At 51.8% G+C, this 22944-nt stretch carries 16 protein-coding genes; 2 read left to right on the top strand and 14 right to left on the bottom strand.

Annotation, left to right across the window (positions count from 1 at the left end; all coding sequences use genetic code 11):
- Window positions 1-112: 112 nt before the first annotated feature.
- The 9 genes from HFP08_RS24845 to yabP form a co-directional block, all read right to left on the bottom strand.
- Window positions 113-1639, bottom strand: a complete 1527-nt coding sequence (locus tag HFP08_RS24845) for a response regulator transcription factor (RefSeq protein ID WP_168123334.1) — start codon at window positions 1637-1639, stop codon at window positions 113-115.
- Window positions 1636-4326 carry a sensor histidine kinase gene (locus HFP08_RS24850; RefSeq protein WP_168123335.1) on the bottom strand — a complete coding sequence of 897 codons (2691 nt, stop codon included), beginning with the start codon at window positions 4324-4326 and terminating at the stop codon, window positions 1636-1638. Before HFP08_RS24850 ends, HFP08_RS24845 begins: the two co-directional genes overlap by 4 nt.
- A gap of 228 nt (window positions 4327-4554) precedes the next feature.
- A complete protein-coding gene (locus tag HFP08_RS24855; protein ID WP_168123336.1) occupies window positions 4555-5634 on the bottom strand; it encodes a Gfo/Idh/MocA family protein in 1080 nt (359 codons plus the stop codon).
- A 58-nt stretch (window positions 5635-5692) separates the two neighbouring features.
- Window positions 5693-9619, bottom strand: coding sequence for a CBM96 family carbohydrate-binding protein (locus tag HFP08_RS24860; RefSeq protein ID WP_168123337.1), 3927 nt, complete (start codon window positions 9617-9619; stop codon window positions 5693-5695).
- A 288-nt stretch (window positions 9620-9907) separates the two neighbouring features.
- Window positions 9908-12349 (bottom strand): stage II sporulation protein E, encoded by a 2442-nt coding sequence (gene spoIIE, locus HFP08_RS24865; RefSeq protein WP_168123385.1) that lies wholly within the window; start codon window positions 12347-12349, stop codon window positions 9908-9910.
- A 477-nt stretch (window positions 12350-12826) separates the two neighbouring features.
- Entirely contained in the window at window positions 12827-13327 is a 501-nt protein-coding gene (locus HFP08_RS24870; protein WP_168123338.1) for a S1 domain-containing RNA-binding protein, read from the bottom strand.
- A 131-nt stretch (window positions 13328-13458) separates the two neighbouring features.
- Window positions 13459-13767 (bottom strand): FtsB family cell division protein, encoded by a 309-nt coding sequence (locus HFP08_RS24875; RefSeq protein ID WP_168123339.1) that lies wholly within the window; start codon window positions 13765-13767, stop codon window positions 13459-13461.
- Window positions 13768-13772: 5 nt separating this feature from the next.
- On the bottom strand, window positions 13773-14384 hold the full coding sequence (gene yabQ, locus HFP08_RS24880) for a spore cortex biosynthesis protein YabQ (protein WP_240941851.1): 612 nt from the start codon (window positions 14382-14384) through the stop codon (window positions 13773-13775).
- A complete protein-coding gene (yabP, locus tag HFP08_RS24885; protein WP_168123340.1) occupies window positions 14381-14665 on the bottom strand; it encodes a sporulation protein YabP in 285 nt (94 codons plus the stop codon). Before yabP ends, yabQ begins: the two co-directional genes overlap by 4 nt.
- Window positions 14666-15047: 382 nt before the next feature.
- On the opposite strand from yabP, the gene HFP08_RS29385 reads away from it, so the two are divergent.
- Complete coding sequence (locus HFP08_RS29385; protein WP_240941853.1) at window positions 15048-15518, top strand: hypothetical protein; 471 nt, start codon at window positions 15048-15050, stop codon at window positions 15516-15518.
- 90 nt (window positions 15519-15608) lie between these two features.
- Here HFP08_RS29385 and HFP08_RS24895 read toward each other — a convergent pair whose 3' ends face one another.
- The 3 genes from HFP08_RS24895 to HFP08_RS24905 form a co-directional block, all read right to left on the bottom strand.
- The gene (locus tag HFP08_RS24895; RefSeq protein WP_168123341.1) at window positions 15609-16409 is read right to left on the bottom strand and encodes a hypothetical protein; all 801 of its coding nucleotides are present in this window, start codon (window positions 16407-16409) and stop codon (window positions 15609-15611) included.
- 71 nt (window positions 16410-16480) lie between these two features.
- Window positions 16481-19681 carry an alpha-mannosidase gene (locus HFP08_RS24900; RefSeq protein WP_168123342.1) on the bottom strand — a complete coding sequence of 1067 codons (3201 nt, stop codon included), beginning with the start codon at window positions 19679-19681 and terminating at the stop codon, window positions 16481-16483.
- 73 nt (window positions 19682-19754) lie between these two features.
- A complete protein-coding gene (locus HFP08_RS24905) occupies window positions 19755-20798 on the bottom strand; it encodes a LacI family DNA-binding transcriptional regulator (protein WP_168123343.1) in 1044 nt (347 codons plus the stop codon).
- 161 nt (window positions 20799-20959) lie between these two features.
- On the opposite strand from HFP08_RS24905, the gene HFP08_RS24910 reads away from it, so the two are divergent.
- Window positions 20960-21913 (top strand): acetylxylan esterase, encoded by a 954-nt coding sequence (locus HFP08_RS24910; protein WP_168123344.1) that lies wholly within the window; start codon window positions 20960-20962, stop codon window positions 21911-21913.
- Between the two features lie 413 nt (window positions 21914-22326).
- Here HFP08_RS24910 and HFP08_RS24915 read toward each other — a convergent pair whose 3' ends face one another.
- Together HFP08_RS24915 and HFP08_RS24920 are read right to left on the bottom strand one after the other, a co-directional pair.
- Window positions 22327-22623: an RNA-binding S4 domain-containing protein gene (locus HFP08_RS24915; RefSeq protein ID WP_168123345.1), complete on the bottom strand. Its 297-nt coding sequence runs from the start codon at window positions 22621-22623 to the stop codon at window positions 22327-22329.
- Between the two features lie 3 nt (window positions 22624-22626).
- Complete coding sequence (locus HFP08_RS24920) at window positions 22627-22899, bottom strand: HU family DNA-binding protein (protein ID WP_168123346.1); 273 nt, start codon at window positions 22897-22899, stop codon at window positions 22627-22629.
- Between the last annotated feature and the right edge of the window lie 45 nt (window positions 22900-22944).

The following is a 22944-nucleotide window of genomic DNA, read 5'->3' on the forward strand; positions in this document are numbered from 1 at the left end:
CGGTTATTGGTGAAAAGATGTCGTTTTCCGCACTCGTTTCCGCAGGCTTGCTTGTGAAAAACCGTCAGGACATAGCGTCCTGGCGGTATGTTGGGGTTTGAGCATATGGGGTTTACTTCGAGGTCCGGCTGGCCCGATATTCCCGGGGACCCTGCTTGCGGTGCTTCGTGAACAGCTTGCTGAAATGCCGTTCATCTGTATATCCGACCTGATTGGCGATTTCGTACACCTTCTTATCCGTCCCGACGAGCAACTCGCAGGCGATCTCAATCCGCTTGACGATCAAGTAATTGGAGAAGGACTTCCCGGTATATTCCTTGAACTTCGACGACAAATACCCCGGACTGAAGTGAAACCGCAACGCAACCTCCTCAAGACGCAAATTGGCGGCGAACATCTCGTCGACGTACTCCTTGACCGCCGCGATGCTCTTGTACTTCGCCTCTCGCACGCGCTCGTGAAGAAGCCGGCAGCGGCGCGTCACTGCGTCCAGCACGGCCTGCTCCAGATCGATCAGAGAGTCGATGCTGCCAAGCCGCTCGCTTTCCTCCGTACTTCGTCCACCGCCGCTGGTTTCGTCTTTCAACGCCTTGTCGAATTGCAGGAACAGCTCCAATGCGAACGCTTGCATATCCGCCACGGAGATATCCTTGCTGCCATACGCATCGGCGAATACCCTCTTGACCCATTCGGTCAGATGCGCTTCGTCTCCGGCGTAAACCCAGTTGATCCATCCGATTCGGCTGATCATCGCGTATTCGCCCTGTTGCCTGCCGTTCCATTCGCCATAGTGCAGGCAGCGACCGGGCTCGCCGCGGAAGTACAAATAGTCGATCGTCCGGAGCGCTTCTCGGCAGCCTTCCGGAATATCTGCGGCGGATGCCTTAACCCCGCTGATCCCGACGTAGAACCGCGTGCCCGGCTCACCGCCGCGCATCGCCTCCGCCATCGTCTCCATTGCGATGCACACCTGGCCGAGGAACGCTGTTCCGTCCGCATCTTCTGCCTCCTCTATGAAGATGAAGTGCAACGATTCGCGGCCGGCGCCCGCCACATAGCGGAGATCCGTATGGCCGGGTACAGCCCTGCACCCGTTCATCCGGGCCGGATCGTCAAAGCGCACGCTTGCGAAGCCGTACATCCGCTCCTTCGCGCCAGGCTCGGGCAGCGTCGGATCACGGCCTCGCAGCAGCTCCGCAAACTCATAGTTGCTCTTGTATTCCAGCAGCCGGCCGTACCGTTCGTTATCCTTCCGGCGCCGCTCCAGCAAGCTGCGCAGCCGGGACATCGCGGGCTCCAGCTCAGTGAGCATGTCGATCTTCAGAATGTAATCGAACGCCCCCTGCTTCAGTCCCTCCTTGGCGTACGAGAACTCGTCGAAGCCGCTGAGCAGTACGACCTCCGTATCCGGACGCTCGCGCTTAATCGTAGTCAGCAGTTCAAGTCCGCTCATGCCGGGCATCTTGATGTCGAGCAGCACGACGTCTGGCTCCAGCGCGCGGAATCTGGCCAACGCCTGCTCGCCGTCCTTCGCCACGCCGACCACCGCAAAGCCAAGCCCCGCCCAGTCCAGTGAACGAACAAGACCTTCGCGTATAATTTTTTCGTCGTCGGCGATCAACAACGTATATTCTTTCATTTTGGTTCCTCCCCTTCAGAGCCCAGCCGAGCTGTGATGGTCGTCCCTTCACCGGCCCGGCTTTCCAGCGTTAGGCCATAGCCGGGTCCGTATTCCAGCACGATTCGCTCATGCACGTTCGACAATCCGTAGTGAGCGGTCTGATATTGGCTGTTCATGCTCTCGACCGCTTCTTCCAGTGCATCCCCGCTCATCCCGAGCCCGTCATCCGCCACCATCAGCACGTAATCCGTCCCGTCCCGCCGCCCACCGATCCGTATCGTGAGCGGCCGGTCCTTGCGCATCGCGTGATGGATCGCGTTCTCGACAAGCGGCTGCAAAATAAACTTGGGCACCTTCCGGTTCAGGTCCGAATCGTCAATTTTCAGTAAGCAAATCAGTTGCCGGTCGAAGCGGATATTCTGAATACCGATATAATGGCGGACATGCTCCGCTTCCTCGCCAAGCGGCACGAGATCTTTTGTTCCGTATAGCCCCGTCTTCAGAAACTTCGCGGTCGCCACCAGCATTTCCGCAGCCTCCTGTGTTTTCCCTTGCCGCAGCTGGAGCAAAATTGACGTGAATATATTTTGCAGAAAATGCGGATTCACTTGCGCTTGCAACGCTTTGAGCAGCAGCTTTATGATCCGCTTGTCCATCTCCGCATTCTCTTCTTCCTTCGTGCGCAGCTCGTCCGACACATCCTCGAGCCGCTCCAGCATCAGATTAAACTTCCCCGCCAGCACGGTAAATTCAAAGTCCCGCTCCTTCCCTTCCAGACGGATCGACTGATCGTCCGTATACCGCTCCATCACCCGAATCGCCCGGCGGATCGGAGCAGTCATGCGCCGACCAAGCAAATTTGAAGCGAGGACCAGGACGCCCAGCATGCCGATCATCTCCAGCATGTACAATAGCACGATCTTGTATAACTCTGCCCCCCAGGAGACGGGCATGACGAAGCCGAGCGTCCAACTGCCCTCCTGCATGGGAATCATTGTAAGCAGTTGCCGGGCGCCGCCGCCCTCGATATAGGCCGAGCCCGGCGTCTCGCCTCCCATCGCTCCGAACCCCTGCAGCAGGCTGCCGATGTCCGGCACGCCGACCGGTCTCTCGACCAACCGCGGCTCGCCCCCCGCTTCCTTCAGCATCACTGCCGTTGCGGACGAACCCTCGCTGCCCGTGAACACATCCTCAATACCGAATTCAATATCGCCCAAATATTCGAACGCGTGCGACCTGTCCGCCGCACTGCTCAAATACCTCATGCTTCGCTTCATCCTTAGCAGCGGCCTCTCGGCAACGTCGATGACTTCCACCTTGCTGTTACGCCATGCTTGTTCTTCTTCCTCGGCGGGAAGTGCTCGGTTGGCGCTGGAGTACAGCAGCCGGTGCCCGGCGTCGTAAACCGCGATATAATTCAAACGCTTGTCCACAACCCCCTTGCGCATAAGCAGTTCCGCAAACTTGGCGTCGAGCCCGTCGACATCCTTGGATCGGTTGGCGGCGAAGGCCAGCGCCTGGAACTCGCGGTTGAGTGACAAATATTGAATATAGGCGTCATAAGCATTAATGTCGCTCTCGATCCCTTGCGCCGTCGTCTGGAACAAATTCATCGCGTCGATGCGCGAATCGGCCTCGGTCATCCCTTCAAATTCTCGGAAGGAGAGCAGAATCATCGCCATGACGGGCAGAATGATGATGCCGTAATAGAGAAAGATTTTTCGGTATACGGTCCCGTGTCCCTCATAGGTCGTCATGTAGCTTCGCAGCGGTTCGCGGTCTTCAAACCCCTTCACCAGACGCAGCCTGTCAATAAAATCGTAGATGGGCCGCAACATACGCCGGGTCAGGACAAGCGACAATAGAGTGAAGCCGATATAGATGACCCCGCCGATCCACGCCAGCCTCACGACGATGCGATGCAATCTGCCGTCCGCCTCATCCCCACTCTTGACAAAGGCATACCATTCGCCCTTCACGGTTTCCAGCGTGGACACGATATCGCCGTCCTGCACTGAAGTGACCGTCTGCCCGTTCCAGCCGGCTTGCGGCAGTCGGACGGATGCGAGCGGCCAGTCGCCACCGAAGAGAACTCGGCCGTTGCCATCCAGCTTGCTCAGCTTCAAGCCGTTCATCTCCAGCAGAGCTTGCTCATTCAGAACAGCGGCCATATAGACGCCTTTATCCGTCTTTTGTACGATAAGCCGCTGATGGTTCAGCCCGTCCCCATCGAATCGCCAGCTGTTCTGCAAATTTTGCAGCAGGAAGTCGGTCGCCTCTTCTTGGGAAGCATCCGGAGCCAGTTCTCCGGTGTAGGCAATCAACTCGTGCTGCAGCGAAGTTCCCAGCAGCAAGTATTTCTGGTAAAGAAATATAGCTTGAAACTCCTTATTCGAGTATAGAAAGGTGCTCAAATCCGGGTAAAATTCAAACGTATCTTTCAGCGCGGCCAAATTAACATCGTCTATGCCCCTGAAATTTTGCATAAAATCATCCACGAAAAATCGATACTTCTCTTCGCTCTTCGTCGTCAATTTCTCAAGCGTCTCGACGTTGACCGCCAGTTCGCTCTCGTTTGTGGTCATCATCTGCCGCAGAATGACATTCTTGGATACGGTAAAGCTGATTAGGGCCGCTAGTGACATGAAGACGGCCATCAGCAAGAGGAACAAGCCGTTCAATTTCGCCCGAAAAGTCACCTGCACCCGCTGTCCGCCTCCTTATGAAACCGATTTCAAATTTATACGAATTGGCTCATGTCGCAACTCATCCGAGTCAATCTTAACATGCGCGGTCTCATTCAACAATACTGCGCAGCCCATGTGAAAAACGTAGAATCCGCTTACAGGATGAACGAAAAAGAACCGACGGGTTACAACTCCGAACGGTCCTCTTTCGCAATCAAGAGCGGAAAGTCATCGCACACAATGCATTTATTTCAATGCATCGATAATCATTTTAAATATTTCCAAATCTTTCTTGAAATCCTCCGGTGATGTCTTCGGCGGTAAGTCCTTCGTGATTACGTTATACAAATAGTCCAATTCTAACGTATAAGGGTCTTTTAACGTCGGACGGATCACAGAAGTTGAGAACGTCTCCCCGATCGTTTCATTGACTGTTACTTTCGTTGGTAAATGTCGAATATAAGGCGTATCGTACTCTACTTTAACGGATTTATTGCTTGCATATACCTCCAAGTGGGCATCAAACCTCCCTTGCAGATCCGTTCCGGTTTCGAACGTAACTGCAAACTGTTCATAATCCAGAATAGCAGTCAGAAAAACACTCCCGTTGTTCGTCATTTTTGCCCCGACTACCCTGCTAGGCATGCCTAAAACTTCCCTCATCAACGACAAGTCATGGCTGGACAGCCCACAAAGCAAAAGATATAAACGGAAGTAAGGTGAACTACGCTCCAAGCCAGTCGCTTCCAGTACCATTTGTTCCGTGCGTTTCTGCTTGTCTGCCTTCAAAGCGTCTGGAATATCATCAAAAGACACTACGTGACTGGTCGGTTTTACAAAGCTTGAGTTCGGACCGATTATATCTCTGACCCGAACATATTGAATACTGTCCATCTCTTTAATTAACTGCACCGCTTCTAAGAAGGAAGCCGCGTATCTCCTCATGTAACCGACCATTACTTTGACATTGTTCCGGTCCCGGGCCGCAATAATCGCATCGGCTTCTTTCTCGGTCAGACACATCGGCTTTTCAATAAATACATGTTTATTGTTATTCGCAGCCGCAATGGCACATTCAGTATGGTATTCGTTGCTGTTTAATACGAAAACAACATCCAGATCGGCTTGCTTGACTAATTCCGAAGCGTTCGTATAGAGGTTCGTCACCCTATATTTTTCTCCCAAATAAGCAACCAGCTTAGGGGAAATATCGCATAATGCAGCAATCCGGTATTGATGAGGAAGCGCCTCCAGTACAGGTAAATGGATAACCTGAGCCACTTCGCCAAGTCCAATAACTCCTACATTTAAAATCTTTTGTGTCATATTCTGGTTTTCTCCTCTATTTTCACTTTTAAAAGTATAGTGCGGCGATAATAAGTGTCTAATTAATTTCCAGTAAAGGCTCCTCCGTCGGAAACTCTCTGCTGAACAGCGTAACACCTGTCTGAGAGTCCCCCACCTCGTGTACTTTGAGCAGGATCGAGATGACTTTATCGTTCATATGGCTATTTACATAATCAGTTATATCAAATTGATATTCCGCTTTGGCCGTAGTGCTCACATTCGGTATCTGTCCCAATAAAGTTCCTTCCTGCGGGGCATTATTCCATGTAATGGAGTTTTCATCCCACGTATTGTCTGATACGGCATACACATCAATCGTGCGCGAAGCAGCGGTTCCCGTATTTCTCACAAACAGCCTTAACATCGCTTTTGAGGTGCTTGATTCCTCATAATCGCCAAAATCAAATTTGATGTACGATTTCCGATTGTAATTAACGGAATCGTTTTTCAGCAACAATGAAGTTTCCGAACCAAAATTGGTATCCGAACTCGTGCCATCGCGTACAAAGGCGTCTGCTACTGGCGTTAAATGAGCAGGCGGTTTAATGGACAAATAAGGACGAGCGCCAACATTTTCATGGCTGCTAAAGCTGACTCCGGTTTGGCTGCCGCCGATTCCATCATTCTCAACAATAAAAGACGCGGTCTGACTATCCATATGATTGTTGATATAATCGGTGACATCAATGCTGTACCACTTTTCCGCCGTCGTATCAACCGTAAAGCTGGCAACTAGGCTGCCTTTTGGCGGAGCATTATTCCAGTTGACCAAAGGATCAGACCAACTCAGATCGTCGATGGCATATATATTTATCGTCTGCGAAGTGAGAGGGGCTGTCTTCACATACAGATTCAATGATGCCTGACCTGTTGTACCCGCATTGAGCGGGTTGAAATTGAATTTGAGCAGGGACTTTCGGTTATATCCTACCGAATCTTTTTTGACAGTTAATACATTGGATGAACCGAAATTCGTATCGGCATAGGAACCGTCTCGAATCGTAGAATCGTCCCTGGGATAAAATATTTGGTTGGCAGAAAGGTCATTTTGCTCAACGGCATAGATGTAATCTCCGCTTCTTGAATAGCCCGTGGTTGTCCCATTCAACTTGACATTGGTTACATTTGGCGCATAGATGGCTATTCCCGAAGTTGTGCTCGTAGTCGGTACAAGTCCTTCTCCCTGAATGGACAAAGTAGTTCCGTTCCAGGCGACTGCCATGTCTCTGATGACACTGCTGCCATAGTCCAGGATATTTGTCGTATTTTGCTTTAAAGTTGATCCGGATTTAATGATAGCGGATTTCAAAATGCCGTTGGCATCCTTTTGAACATAGGCCATCTTCCCATCAAACTCGAAGTCTCCAAAAACGTAAGACGATGTCGGTTTCACTTCATGGGATAAATAATAGTACCCGATGTCGCCGTTATTGCCGTTATCAAGATTAATTTGTATCGCCGTAGCGGTTGTGATCGAAACATCCGGCGATAATGTGAGCCGATTTACTGAGACATCCCGATCTGTATCCGTTGACGTCGTTGGATATAACACGGTGTCAAAGGTAATATCGCCGCTTGCATTTTTGACATAGGAACCGTAGACTGCGTTTGTCACAACAGCCAAATCGTCGGAATAATACCCCGTAGGCAAAGATGACGTCAAAGATGACGGATCTGCCGGTACGATCTGGATATTAGCAGAATCATTGAAATGTGTCGCGATTTTGGCCGTACTCGAATCTAGTGAAGCGTTTGCATTCGGCAACATATGCCAGGTCTGTTCATAATGATTGACGCCGGAGCCGCCTGAAATATAATCGGAGACAATCCAGAAAGAGGGCTTGATAAACAATACGCTTCGATCCGCATTGAACCCTGGATAAGCCGTTGTATTGTCGCCTTCGTAAAAATCAAAGGCCCCGTTGGAGTTCCAAGATTTAATCTGTCCTTGAGATACAATGGTTTGGCGGGTATTGTTGATCTCAATCGTGTTTTGAGCCTGTGTTGTTGTCCTGAGCCAGTTGGAAGCCTCGTCTCCGCTGTAATCTTTTCTTCCAGTATCGACAAGGAGACGTTGTCCATAAGCGTATGCGGTAAGCGCAAGATCATCCGGCTGGGAATGACTTCCCGAACCTGATCCGTTATTGATAGATAAATACAAATCATTATCGGACCAGCCTGTCCGCATGATGCCCATTCTCTGCAAATCGGGATATAAAATTGAAGTCCAATAGGGCTCCGTGCCACTGCTTCCGGCAGTTCCGAAATAAGTGAGATAATCATTGTTAAATCGTGTTCCAATACGATTCACCCGAGGCTTTTGGTCATTATAGTCCGAATCGCCATATTGCGGTTCATACCCGTTCGGCAAAGACAAATTGGCTAAATATTGAGCCATATTCTGCAACTGGGAATCAAATGTGGAGCTTAGTGTTTCATTGTTTAGATCGCTAAATGTGCGATAGTCCAAGAAATTGTCTGTCGTTGTGCCTGCGTATCCCGAACTCGCTTCGTGGTAACTGCCATCCGGATAATTCAAATTTTGAATCAGATCGTCCATTCTACTTTTTGCAGTATTTTTCCACTCGGCAGCATCCTGAAACTCCGGGAAATATCCCGCAATATAAAATAATCCCGTTGATTCGGCTACGCCCCAATTGTTCGTAGGATGATAGTGGGCCAGAAACCAATCATCTACATCTCTTGGGTACTCTTTATCATAGTTCAAGAAATCAGCCATACCCCAGAAATATTTTAAGATTGCGGTGTCGGCATCTGCATCCATGGATGAACTATTTTTGAGATAATGATAATCCTGTACCCAATTGGAGGCACGCGAGCCCGTGCTGAGACTGTTCGTATATCCTCCGCCATTTATATAATTGTCCGTAGAAGAAGCTCCTTTATCTTGTATAAAGTCCAACATCAGGCTGATAGCTCCTGAAGCGTATTGCTCATCCTCCCCTCTCAAGTATTCCGAAGTTATCGTATTCAGGAATCCGAACCTGATTACATCATTAATCCAGCCCGGAACAGAGCTATAATTGTTCCAATCGGTTCCTCCGCTCACTCCTTGCCAAGAGTAAGTCAATTGCATTTCATTGTTCCAGGTCATTCCCGCTTCCGACCATTGGGTATCCCCGGTCGTATAAACCATAATCTCCTTGTTGGCGGAATCCGACACGTTGCTTCCATACAAATTTAACGTCACAGAGCTGGGAGTTCCTGTGATTCCAGTTAAATCAAATTGCATATACGTTCTACGGGTATAATCGTCAAAAGGCACCCCGCTGTCTTTGACTTCCAGCAACGCACTGCTTCCATGGTTGATATCTCCATAAGCTCCCGGCCGGATGAATGTATCCTTTGTAGGAAAAATATGTTGTTCGACCCCGCCAACGGTTACCGCCAGATATGGCTTGTTCGATGCAGCTTCCTTACTGTAGAATTTAGCGAGTTCCGATTCTTTTTCTCTCGCCATAAGCAACAGAGTAATTTGACCTATCTTCAATTGATTATTGATCGTTTTCGTAACATCTACGGATGACCAGGCGGGGGTTCCGTTTACGGTAAACGTATTAGCCAACGACTCCCCATAATCGCTGAAAATATGGTCTATCGCAACGTCGGCTCTTTTCGTATTGAGCGAATCCGACGCCGCAGGCAGTTCAGGTAACTGAATTCCTGTGCGGTTTTTGAAATAAGTCAACAAATCTGCCTTTGCTGATGTATAGTCTCCTTGTTTGACATCGTTTTCAACCGAGGTCAAAGAACTGCTGTAGCTGTAGTTGATCTTAGAGGATGTCGTCCATGCTGAAGCCGCACTGTCCCATACGCCAAAGAAATCCTGGTCCGTCATGCTGCTGGTATCCGAGAAAGCATACACAGGTACATCGTTCGAAGAGAATCCAATCATTAGCATAACTAGAGTAATTGGCATCAAGAAAATCGATCTTTTTCCCACTATTCATTCTTCCTCCTTCGTCTTTAAATTCTTCCTCCTGCTTACAATTCGCTACCGATATTTCTTTATTATAAAAGGAAATTCCGCTAAGTACAGAGGGTGAATCAAAGGGAAAAACCGTACTTTTAAGCGCTTACATTATCTGCATACAGAAAGGAACGAGGCGTTGTCAACCGCCCCGTTCCTTTCTTTCCTTAGACACATCCTTCCCTCTCCTAATTCAAAACCCATTATCATCTCCTCTCTGGCAAACCTCCCCGCAAACGCCACTATCCCGGCTAATCCATGCTAGCTCACCGTCCTTGGCCGTTCCATCCGGTTCATGCCCGGCCAGCGGAAGGAGGTCCATTCCGGCAGATGCTTGTCGATGCGGGCGACAAGCACCGTCATATCATCCACAATTTCTCCGTCATGGTAGCGCACCACAGTGTCGAGGAGAGTATCCGCCATTTCCTGTGGATCGTCGGTCGCCAGCTCTCCGATAATTCGCTTCATCCACATCTCCTTGTTCACCGCATGCCCCGGCGCATCGAAGATGCCGTCGCTCATCATGACGAGCGTATCGCCCGGCAGCAGCTGCATGGATACGAAGTCGACGTCGATATCCTGAATGATGCCGATCGGCAGATTGTTCGCGGTAATCGGAATCACCTCCTTGCCTCGCTTGATGAAGCTTGGCGTCGATCCAATCTTCATGAAGGTGGTATAGGCTGTATATAAATCCACGATAGCCAGGTCTACCGTGGCGTACATCTCCTCCGCCGACCTGAGGAGCAGGACGGAATTGACCGATTTCACCGCCAGCTTCTCGTCCATTCCGGACTGCAGCAGCTGCTGCAGAATCGCCAGAGCGGCGCTGCTTTCCTGGAGCGCGCGCTCCCCGTTGCCCATGCCGTCGCTAATGGCGACTGCGAATTTCCCGTTACCGAGCTCCACGAGGCTGAAGCTGTCTCCCGACAGCAAATCGCCTCCCTTGGCGGCTCCGGCCACGCCCGTTTCCACTTCGAATTGCTTCGCCGATCCGAAGATCGCCTGCGTCGGCTCGCCGGGGCTTGTCGGCGACACCTCCGACTTGACCGCGATATGCTCTCCCAATATATCGCTTAGGAGCGGCGCTATTATTTTGCGGCATTCATCAAATCCCTTCTCGAACGAGTGATAGACTTCAATCTCGACATTGCCCTCCTCCAGATTAATAATATCGACGCCTTGCACGGATAATCCGAGGCCCTCCACCGCCTCCCGAATCTGCTCCTCCTGAAGATGCAGCGTCTGCCCCTCGCGCTTGATCTCTTTGGACAGGTCATCCATCACCTGAGACACGCCTGTTAATTGATCGGCAACAAGCTGCCGTGATTCGTAGATCTGCTTCTTCCAGTACTTATTGTTCTGATACAGCTCGTATTGATGGCTCATTATGGACATCACCTGCGGCGTCTTGATGCAATGGGTTGTCCATGCGCGCGGGAATTCCTTCGGAGAAGGCGCGCGTTTCTCCTCCACCGTGGTCATCATATCTGTCATCATCTTATACGTATGGAAGAACTTGTCCTCCCAGCAAGCGTTCTGGCGATGGCAATTCGCGCAGCTCTTCGCCGCGACCGCATTCATGAAATTCCCGATCTCCTCCTCCCGGCTCACCTCGGCCAAATTCTGATTGAGCTGACCGAAGCTGCTTGAGAGCTGCCGGAACACCTCCGAGAACTGGACAACCCGCTCCGCCGTCACCTCGCGAACCCGCTTCGCATAATCATGCTGCGACTTCACATGCTCATTCGTGCCCGGCACATATCTCGAGATGATTCGAATGACGCTTCTCGGGGTAAGAAGGAGCAACGTCGCCGCAGCGACCGACTCCCAGGTAGAGCTCATCACATCCGCCTGCGTGCCGATATAGATGGAGAGTATGGAGGTGCCTAGCAGCATCCCGAATGCCGCCGCCATCTTGCCTCCATCTCGGAGCAGGCCTGCCAGTAATCCGGCGAATGCCAACATGCTCATCTGCACAATTGCGCTGAAATCCGCAAGACTCAGGATTAAGCCAGCAACAACGCCAACCGATGCGCCAAGCGGCGCCCCGCCTGCCATGGCGAAGAGCAGCAGCATGTACCTGGACATAATATGCTCCGCCGACATCCCTTCAATCATCCAGCCTACCGCGCCCGTCATGACAGAAGCAAGCAGGATCATGACGCAGATAATCTCCTCATGCTTCAGAGCCGCCGACTTCTTCGTCATCGTCAGAACGGGTATCGCATGAATGAATACCAGAGTCAGCACGAACGATAGGGACGCCTCCACAACGACCATCATGAAGCTGTACCAGCTTAAGGTGTCTCCAATGAATACGCCGAACAACTGCACAAGCATCGTAGAGACGAATACGATAATCGGCGCGGTAGACAGCTCTGCCCGCTCATACGTCTCAAGCCCCTTCAGCAAGAGGAACACGACCGCAATCTCCATCGCGATCCACAGCGGAGCGGGATCCGATGCGAACCAGCTTCCCGCGACAAGGGACGCCGCCACCCATCCATACACATCTTTTCTCATGAAATAGATAACGGCGAAGTAGGCAACAGCGAACGGCATAAGCGACTCCAGAATGACAGCTCGTCCCAGCAGGAAAGCAATACTAACAAGCAGGAATGTCCATTTCTTCGCAAGCAGCGCATGACTTACGCTTTTGACTGGCTTCCAATTCATCCCTTTCTGCAACGCTGACTTCATAAAGCCGGTTCGTTCCAATCCGGGAATTCCAAGCGCACTCTCCTTCTTCACGAGCAAACACCACCATTTCCGAATGTATTGTGTGTCTCATTATAAAAGGCGGTTTCTATGAAGTTTGTCAGTTATCGTAGCTTGTCCAAAATTTTTTTCCGACAAAATGAAAGCGCTGCGCAGTCCTTGTCATGACAATGGCGATTGCAAGCCCCTCTTGGCTTTCGCATATGCGGGAAGCGCTGTTCATTGATCAATCCTTCTACAAAATAATCTGACATGGCGATGATCGAAATGACGAATGCTTGCGGTAACCTGTCGGTATTGGAGGAGGATGGGGGAAAACTATTTGTTCTAACTTCCGCTCGCAGGTTGCAGCTGAAAGAGGCGGCTTCTCCTGAGTTGCGTTCGACAAATGATCCGTTAAACAGCAAAAAAGCAGAGCCGGAAGGCTCTGCTTGAATCTATATGATCTATCTTAGCGTATTATACTCGCTTGGCTCCGCGGCCTCCGCGTTTGCCTTCTGTATTCTTCTTGAGAGAAGAAATCCGCTCTTCGCTGTCTTTCAAGAAGCGTGACATTTTATCCTCGAATGACGGTTTGCCGTAAGACGGTCTGCCAGACGATTGTTTGTTGAAGGGACGTCCGCCTCGGTCACTGCCTCCGCGGTTGAATCTTTCTCCACCGCCAGCACCCGGACCTCCTGTGCGTTCGCGATGTTCGCGTTGTGGCGGAGCTTGACCTTCCGGCCGGTCTACAGCTTGCTTAATCGATAATCCGATCTTCCCGTCCTTGTCGACGTTGATCACTTTGACCTTCACGATATCGTCAATCTTCAGATGATCCTTAACGTCCTTGACGTAGTTATCGGCAATCTCGGAAATGTGAACGAGACCTGTGACACCTCCCGACAAGTCGACAAATGCCCCGAAATGCGTAATTCCCGTTACTTTCCCTTCTAACTTGGCGCCCACTTCAATTGCCATAAAATAAAATGTTCCTCTCTCGAAAGTTTTATGCTGCTATCGTGATTATAACCGAACGGCCGAATGAAGGTCAACAGACTCCTGCCTGTTTCCCCGCGCTTATTGCAATTATTAAGGAATTATAATAGGTATTAATTGCTGAAGATCTGCTTTTCTCCTTCTTTCACCATGCCCTGCTCTTTGGTCGCGAGCTGTGAAATATATTCCGGGTCGTTCAATTTATCTATTTGACTCTGCAGGTCCTGGCTTTGCGCCCTTGCGGCCTCCAGCTGCGCTTGTGTCTCGATGTATTTCGTATGCGTTGTGTTCTTCTGCTGCATCTGGCCGAATAAAGTGTACGCAGCCCAGCCCATGAATATGACGATGAAAATCATCCACAGCTTGTACCTGCGCTTAGCGCCGGACACGACAGTAGATTTGTTAACCGTTGCAGTAGCCATTGACGCTAATCCCTCCTTAACCAATGCTTCCATTTGTTCACTGCCGCCGCTTTCAGCCTTCCTATTCCAGCGCGCAATTGCAGCTTGCTCCAGTAAGGCTTCAGCAAGCGCCAGAGCGGCTTAATCATCGGTCGCAACATCCACCAGAGCAATATGTAGATAGGACGAAGCAATTGTATCACAATTTTCATGAGGTAAATAGTGATTGCAGTCCCAAATCCTAGGCTCACAATGGCAATTTTATAGAGCAAAAGTATTGGTTTTACAACTATAATATGAAATACCTTCAAAACGAACCGTATCAATGCTTGCGCGGCTCTAATCATCCACCGGACGGACCTGATCACCGTCTTGCTCATGAACCAATGATAGATCAGAACGCCGATGGCAAGTCCCAGGAATACGTATGCCCGCACCTCGCCGTTGTTGCTGGCATACAACATTCGGAATACCACGACAGCCGCAGTCATCCAGTACAGGATATCGAGCACCGGCAGCCACCACCTGGGAAACCTCAGCTCATTCGACAACACCCGGTAGCCGTCGAACACAATGCCCATCCCGAGCCCGGATAGCAGCATAACCCCCATCGTCAGCCATTGTACGCTCAGCGTCACTTGAACAGCTTCCCGAACAAGCCCTTGGATTTGTTCGCGGCGGCGCCGTCGAGATAGGCGAGGGAGTGGACAACACCTTCAATCGCTACCAAGCCCTGATCGAGGCTCAGATGCTTGATATGCAGATTCTGTCCCGTTACGGTAAGAAAGCCAAGCTCCGTGTCGAGCAGAAATTCCTCGCTGTCGAAGCTCTCCACATTGGTCACGCCAGTAAGCTCAAGCAGCTTCCGATTGATCAACTTGATCTCTTGCCCTTTCGGCCCCTTGCCTTGTTCAGCCATAGACTCGTCCTCCGCTTCGTTAACGCGTAGAGGTACCGCGCTCTCATTATCCCTATTAGGTTATGAGGGGAGGACAAGGATTAGAACCGGCGGATCAGACGCATTGCCCGCTGAATTCGTTAGACACAGATAACAGGTAATAAACCGTCTGAACGATTATGAAACAGGCTAGGGTGGCGGAGGTCCATTCATGCTATAATAAGTTCACAATGATTTCTTACAAATTAGGTGAAACGACTGCATCATGAAACAGCTCCGTGTTCCTTTGGCGAGGCACCAAATTTTAAATAAAAATTGACAATTTCTTGCAAACCAAATAAAATAAACATACGCAAACAAATGTTCGCTTATCAAATTTTCTTTGTCGAAAGGAAGTGCGCCCGTGCAAGAGGAAATTCTGCAGCAAATCGTCGCAAAGTTGCATGCCATTGAATCAAGACTGGCTCATACGCCAACCCGGGATGACATTGCCAACATGGCAACCAAAGACGATATTGCCAACATGGCAACCAAGGACGATATCGCCAACATGGCTACCAAAGACGATATCGCCAACATGGCTACCAAAGACGATATCGCCAACATGGCTACCAAAGACGATATTGCCAACATGGCGACCAAAGACGATATTGCCAACATGGCTACCAAAGACGATATTGCCAACATGGCGACCAAAGACGATATCGCCAGAATTGAAGCCGAAATGTCTCGAATGAATGTCAAATTGGAGGCTACTTTCGAGCAGGTTGTCCGTAATTCGGAGTTAATCGCATCCTTTATGGAGACAGCCTCGACGGTCCAACGACATGAGATCGAAATCAAACTGCTTAAGAAAGCAGTGGCCAACTATTAAGGTTTAGAATAAGCTCGCAGCTTCTTAGTCGTTTGGATCTAAGAAGCGCGAGCTTTTTTCCATGCCAGAATTAATAAAATGTCGAGGGTCTTACCGAAGCAACCGCAGCATCTGCACGACGGGCCTGCCATCGCCGCTCAGCTTAGCTTCGCGCGTGCGAAGCTGCGAGGAGCCGTCGCCGTCGAGGAAGATGCCGTCCTCCAGCTTGCTGTCGCCGACTCGCTCAAGAATCGCTTCGCGGAACTGCGCAAGCGTGCCCTTCGTCGTGCTGACGACGAGATAGAGCACGCCCTCTGTATCGTAAACCGCGGCCGAGCGCAGACAATAATTGTCCGGTAGCGGCGCGTGCTCGAGCTCCGTCTGAACCAGCCATTCCTCTTCGCGATTCAGACTCATGCTGATGCCGCCTTGCGCCCAATAGTTGGCGGAATCGCTGACGACGAGCTGAGAGGCGCTGGATACGACCTGTATGCTGAGCCGGTCAAGCGCTCCATCCCAGACCAGCGTGCCTCGGTCATACTTGGCATTGACCCTGCCGCTGCCGTAGCTGCCTCCCTCCTCATTAACCGGGAGTCCGTTCCACATGGACATGCTGAGAACGCTGTCTTGATAGAAGAACCCTCCATTCACGCCGTAATAGGGTGCCCGGGCGACATTGTTCTCGATAAGCTCGGGCTTCACGTTATCCGGCAGCGTGGCAATGACATGCAGCTCCATCCCGTTCGAGGCCAGCAACGAAGCATAAGTATATTGCCGTGGCATATCCAGCTCCGGATCGGGCTCCCGCGCAGACGAATGGTTGGTCAGCAGCAGATACAAGCCTATGAAGAATGCAGCCGACATGAGCGTCAGCATGCCTATAATCGTTAGTTTCGTCCCATGAATTCTCATCCTTCTATTATAGGCACACCCTGCTCCCGCGTACAGCTTGTTCTACGCTCCGACAGGCGCTGACATCTCACTCACAACTCAAGCAGAAACGTCTTAATCTCGTAAGGCGCCAGCTCGAACGCGAGCTCCTGCGCATCCTCTTCTCTCTTGCCGATCGGGCGCTCCATGAGATCGCATTCCTGCCAGCTCATCAACCGGAAATCGCTTGACAGCGCAACTCGGCCCCTCACGCCCATATAGTCATGCAGCCTCACAACCAGTGCGTTGCCTTGCTCCGCCTTCTTGACCGCATCTATATGAATATGAATCGCATCCGTCTTCAGCAGCGATTGTCCTGCCAAGCCCGATGCTCCCTCCGCCGCATGCAGCGGATTATTCAACGACCAGGCTTCCCGCGCCGTGTTCGCTTCGGCCCAGTCCCCAACATGCGGATACAACGAGTAGGTGAACACATGCTCGCCCTGATCCTGAACAGGATCGGGGAAGATCGACGACTTGATCAAGGACAGCCGCATCACATGATCCTTGATATCGTAGCCGTATTTGCAATCGTTCAGAAGACTGACGCCGTAATTCCGCTCGGACAGATCCGCCCATTGATGGCCGACCGTTTCGAATCTCGCATAATCCCAGCTTGTATTCCAGTGCGTCGGCCGCCTCACGTTGCCGAACTGAATGTCGTAGACCGCTTCCGTCGCGCGCACATTGACCGGGAACGCCGCCTTCAGCAATTGCTGCCGCTCCCGCCAATCCGCCTTGCTGACAAAGTCGATTCTGCGGCTCGCGCTATACACAATAAGCTGCTGCTCAATCGTCGAAGCCCCGTATGTCCACGCCATGCGCAGAACCGCCCGATGCTTGCCGTTCTCCACGAGCTCCAGGCATTGCAGAGCATTCACTTCCCTCATCTTCTCCTGATAAAACAAATCGATATCCCAAGCCTCGAAGTTTTTCGGCTTGTCCTCGAACACCTGCAGCACGTTGGCGCATTCGCCCTGCGGCAGCACCTCGCGCTTCGCTTCCTTGTCGAACATTCGCGTCATTTGGCCCGCTTCGTTAAACGCAATCTCATAATACGGTGTGGACAACGTCTCGCCATTCCAATGGAAGCGTTCCTGCGACAAACGCTCCTCCGACACAATAGATTGTTGCCCTGGCTCGAATGTAAGGACAGCCGCACCCATGGACGGCATTGCCTTCACTTCCACCAGCCAGCCCCCATTCCTGTATTGGGCTTCAAGAGGTTCTCCTTCTGCCGACAGCCATAGACCTTCTGATTCCTCCAGCTCTATGCGGATAAGCTCGTCTCGTACATAGCCGGCGCTGTTAAAGAGGGTGTACGCTACGGACTGTCGACCGTTAGTCAAAGCGAGCTTATCGTGCCTCGTCGATGGACTCGACGATAAACCCGCCGATGCGATCAGCCACTCCTCAGCCTCCGAGCAAGCCTTCATGCCGATGCGCTCCGCTTCCTCGTATTCCAATCGGCAGTCCTCATATACTTCTGTAATCGACGAACCGGGAATGATATCGTGGAACTGGTTGCGAAGAATAATCTCCCATCCGGCGCGAAGCTGTTCTGCGGGGTACATCGACCACCCGCCCTCAACTGCCGCGCGCAGCGATTGCAGCCATTCCGCTTCGCGGTACAGCAGCTCCAGCTTGCGGTTCATGCGCTTGTTATAAGCCTGGCTCGTATAGGTGCCGCGATGGTATTCGAGATACAGCTCGCCATCCCAGGTATGAACATACCGATCCGTTCCATCAACCGCTTCGTGAAGCTTTTCAAAATAGTCGTCGGCGCGGCCCGGCACAATCTTCGGCAGACCCGGCATCTCATTGAGTCGCCTGCGCATCTCGAGCATAGGACGGTTCACTCCGCCGCCTCCGTCGCCATAACCGTAGGACAGCAGCAAATCCCGATTGAAGTCCTTGTTGCGGTATTGATCCCATATGCCTTTGACCGAATAAGGCTCGATTAGTCCGTTGTAGGTGTACCAAGGGGCATGCGCGTCCGGCATATCCGGCGTCGTGATGAAATGCGTCAAAATTTCCGTGCCGTCTATGCCCCGCCATTTGAAGGTGTCATGCGGCATCCGGTTATATTGATTCCAGCTGATCTTCGTCGTCATGAAGGTCTTAATGCCGGATTTGCGCAAAATTTGCGGGAGCGCCCAGCTATAGCCGAACACATCCGGCAGCCACAAATAATCGCATTCCACGCCGAATTCCTCGCGAAAAAATTGCGTGCCGTGCAAAATTTGCCGCACAAGCGATTCGCCGCTCGTCAGATTGCAATCCGCTTCGAGCCACATCGCGCCGCCAGCTTCCCAGCGATTCTCCCGAATCCGTTCCTTGATGCCCTCGTAGATTTGGGGATAATCCTTCTTGATATACGCATACAATTGCGGCTGAGTCTGAAGAAACACATATTCCGGGAACTGCTCCATCAACCGCAGCACCGTCGAGAACGAGCGGGCCGACTTCTCTCTTGTATGCTGCAGCCGCCAGAGCCACGCCACATCGATATGCGTATGCCCAAGCGCGTGAACCGTAACCGGATGCTGCTTCTCTTGCTTTGAGATTGCGTCTTTCAGGCTGACCGCCGCCGCTTCCACCGAGTCATAGAACGACTCCGAGCCCGGATGCGACCAATCCACGAGCAGGAAGGCTCGATCTAGGGCAGTCAGCAAATCCTGCTTGGCCGGATGCGACTCCTCGAGCAGCTTCGCCGTTTCAAGCGCCGCGATTCCCGTAAAATAAAGATCATCCGCGAATGCGTCCAGCACCGCAAGATCCGCTCGCTTGAAGGCATGCTCCTGCTCAGAGGGCTTCCCACCGCCCTCGAGGCCCGACCATAGCCGGAAGGTCAGCTCCAGCGTCTTCCCTGCCGCATCCTCAGGGAAGAACACCTCCTGATGATTCGTGTCCACGCCTTGATAAGGAAATCCGTCCACATAAAGCAGAGATTCGAAGGCAGAATTATTGCCGCCCCCGGTCCGGCCGAAATCGAATAAACCAACGACTCTCTCTCCCTGCCAATCCGAAGGAACGGATACTGCTCGCTGCAGCCAAACATAACGGTCGCGGCCCTTCCACCGGTCATCCTTGCTCAGATACGTCTCTCCGCCGAGGCGAGGAGCTCGCTGAACGCCGTTCGCCTTCCCGGCATCCTCCTCCATCAGCCACTCGTCAAGCCCAATAATTCTTTTGTAACGAAGCGGCTCGAGCTCCTTCAATCTCTCTTGCATCTTCTCGACAATCCAAAACATAAGCGTCCTCCTTTGTAATAACACGTGTTATAAACAGGCGATTGGAGAGACCGCAAAGGATCTCCCTCACCAGTTAGCCGTCCCTCTTCGACAAAATCGCGCTTTCGCCCGGAAAAATGCTTCCTTCGAGCCACAGCTTCTTCGTCTTGTACCTGGTGCTCCGCTCCATTTGGTCGAACAATTCCCGAACCGCCGCCTCGCCCATAAGGCTATAGGGGACTTGAACAGAGCTTAGGGCGGGCGCCATCTGCGCGTTGCCGCGATTCGTATCGTCTCCGGCCATCAGAAGCACATCCCGGCCGACCGTCAATCCGAGCCGCCATGCCGCGCGGTAGAGATAAACCGCGCTGACGGACCAGTTGATCAGAATAGGGGGCAGGGGCTCCTCGACGCTTAGCCGTTTTTGCAAAAATCGCATTGCCCAGGCCTCATCGTACGCTTCCATCGTATAGAACTCGGGCAGTTCCCCATGCTCCTTGCACCAATTCGCATAAGCGTCTTTGCGATCCCGCTCAGCCCAGTTCGTCGAGGCGCCCTCCAGATAAGCTTCGATATATATCGGCTTCGCGCCCGCCGACCTTCTCATGAACCGAAGCGCGTCTGTCATGCTTTTGCGATAATTCATAAGAATGGATGTAACGCCTGCCGTATCCGCGTAGCCTTCAATCGAAATATACGGGACGCGAACGAGTTTAATTGCCTCGAGCCACTGCGCATCCCCGTAAGAAGTCGCATCAAGCGTAATAATGCCGTCAATACTGCGCTGGCGATACAGATCAAGCAGCTCGTAGCGATCCGTATCCTCCGAGCTCTTGCCGCTGATCAGAATTTGATAGCCGCGCTCGGCGCAGGCCTTCTGCATGCCTTCCATCACCTGAAGGAACAAAGGATTATGCATATTGCCGAAGGCTGCGATACAACGGCTTACGCCAGTCTTCATGGCGCGGGCCCCGGCATCCACATGATAATGGAGCTCTTCAATGGCCCGAAGCACCTTCTCCCTTGTCTCCTGGCTCACGCCGATGCCCGGCGTTCCGTTAATAACCGCCGATACCACGCTTCGCGATACGCCTGCCGCCTTGGCCACATCAAAGCTCGTCACTCTTTTTTCCTTCATAATCTTCACACCTCTCTTCCAATATAACACGTGTTATAATGAAGGGGCAATCTATCAAGTCGCTTCTCCAATTGCTATAATGACAAGGTGAATATCTCCAAGCTCTATGTGGAATTGGAAGATTTGCGAAACAAGAAACCCAATAAAAGGTGTGACTATTGATGAACACGATTGAAAAGAGGATACTGGAGCTTCATCACTTCCAGCCCAGCGCAACAATACCGGAAAATGTGGACGAGTACTGGGACTCCGAGCTGGAAACCTTCCGAAAGAAGCCTCTACAAGCCACGCGAGAACGTATCGAATCGCCTCTGCGGGATGTCGACGTCTATCATATTTCCTTCCAAGGCTTCGACGAAACGCCGGTGCATGGCTGGTATCTCCTTCCGAGGAATCACGGCAACGAGCCGCTTCCTTGCGTCGTAACCTTCCCCGGCTACTGGAACGGCACGCGCCATCCCGAAGCAAGCAGCATCTGGACCAGCATGGGCTATGCGACTCTAGCCGTTCATGTGAGGGGACAGATGGGCTCGACGGGCAATCAGCTTGCGAGCGATGGAGGATATGCGAAGGGCTTCGTCTCGCAAAATATTATCGATCGGGACCGCAGCTACTATAAAGCGGTGGCGATCGATTGCGTGAAGGCGCTCGACTGGATCGCGGAGCAGCCCGAGCTTGCCTCAGATCGCATTGCGCTGGCCGGAGGCAGCCAAGGCGGCGGACTCGCGCTTCAGATCGCGGCGCTGGCAAAGCCGGGAACGATCAAGGCCGTCGTCGCCGATATTCCGAATATGTGCCATATGGATTACGGCGTGCTGCATTCGACCGGCTCCCTGTCGGAGATTGCGGACTACTGCAAAAAGTTTCCCGAGCAGCTCGGCTCCGTGCTGCACACGCTAAGCTACTTCGACAACCTGCATCTGGCGAAGCGCATTGACGCCCCCGTGCTGATGTCGGTCGGCCTGAAGGACACTATTTGTCCGCCGGAGACGATCTTCCCCGTCTACCATCGCATCACGACGGAGAAGGACTTCGACATCTTCCCGTTCTGCGGGCATGAAGTGCCGGTTTCGCAGCAGCGGAAGGCGTTGTTTTACATCAAAGAGAGACTCTAGCAGCGGAAGAAGAACGCCTCACAGCGTCGTTTGAGAACAGCGACCTGTTCTAAAACACCTTAATACCAGAGGGACGGACATTTTGTCCTCTTAGACAGTGTTTTTCAATACCCACTTGCTCTAACGAACATTTTGTCCTCTTAGACAGCCGAGCGAGCGAAAAAACAACGGGATTACCCCGCTAAGGTGATTAAATGTCCGTTAAAGATCTGGGCTAGCTAAAAAGAGCTTCTAAAGGTCGTAAAAGTCCGTTACAGTTGCAGTCTGAGCAGCCTGTCGCTCATTCGGCTTCCTTCAAAGCCACTTATCGAGATCTTTCCATAATGTTCGATCTACCGTTTTGTAAGCAAAAAACCGGCTGTTCCCGTCACAAGACGGAAACAGCCGGTTTGCATGATGGAGAACAAATCTCCTTATGTGTTCGCGTTGTTGTCCCAATCGAGAATATTCTCCTTGGGGCGCTGCTCTTCTTTCACCAAGGTATACAGCTCTCCAGCCTCATCCTTGCGGGTCGTCTCGGCGAGACGCTCCACGCGAACGGTTACGATCTTCTGACCGTACTGAATCTGGAGCTCGTCGCCAACCTTAACGGCGCTGCTCGCTTTCGCTTCGCGACCGTTAATCCAGACGCGGCCTTGCTCGGAGACATCCTTCGCCACCGTGCGCCGTTTGATCAGCCTGGATACCTTGAGAAACTTGTCTAAACGCATAGACTACTTAATCGCTTCTTTCAGCTTGTTGCCCGCTTTGAACGCAGGAACCTTGGATTCTGGAATTTCAATTTCTTTGCCCGTTTGCGGGTTGCGGCCGATACGGCCGGAACGCTTGCGAGTCTCGAAAGTTCCGAAGCCAATCAGTTGTACTTTGTCTCCGCCGGCAAGCGCGTCTGTCACTTCGCCAAGAAAACCATTCAGCACGGACTCTACGTCGCGCTTAGTCAAACCACTTTTTTCTGCAATGTTGTTGATCAGATCCGTTTTGTTCATTATTCATTTCCTCCTAAATTGTCGTTTCATTCCTAGTTAGCTGCC

The organism is Paenibacillus sp. HB172176, from assembly GCF_011947265.1.
Taxonomy (GTDB): Bacteria; Bacillota; Bacilli; order Paenibacillales; family Paenibacillaceae; genus Pristimantibacillus.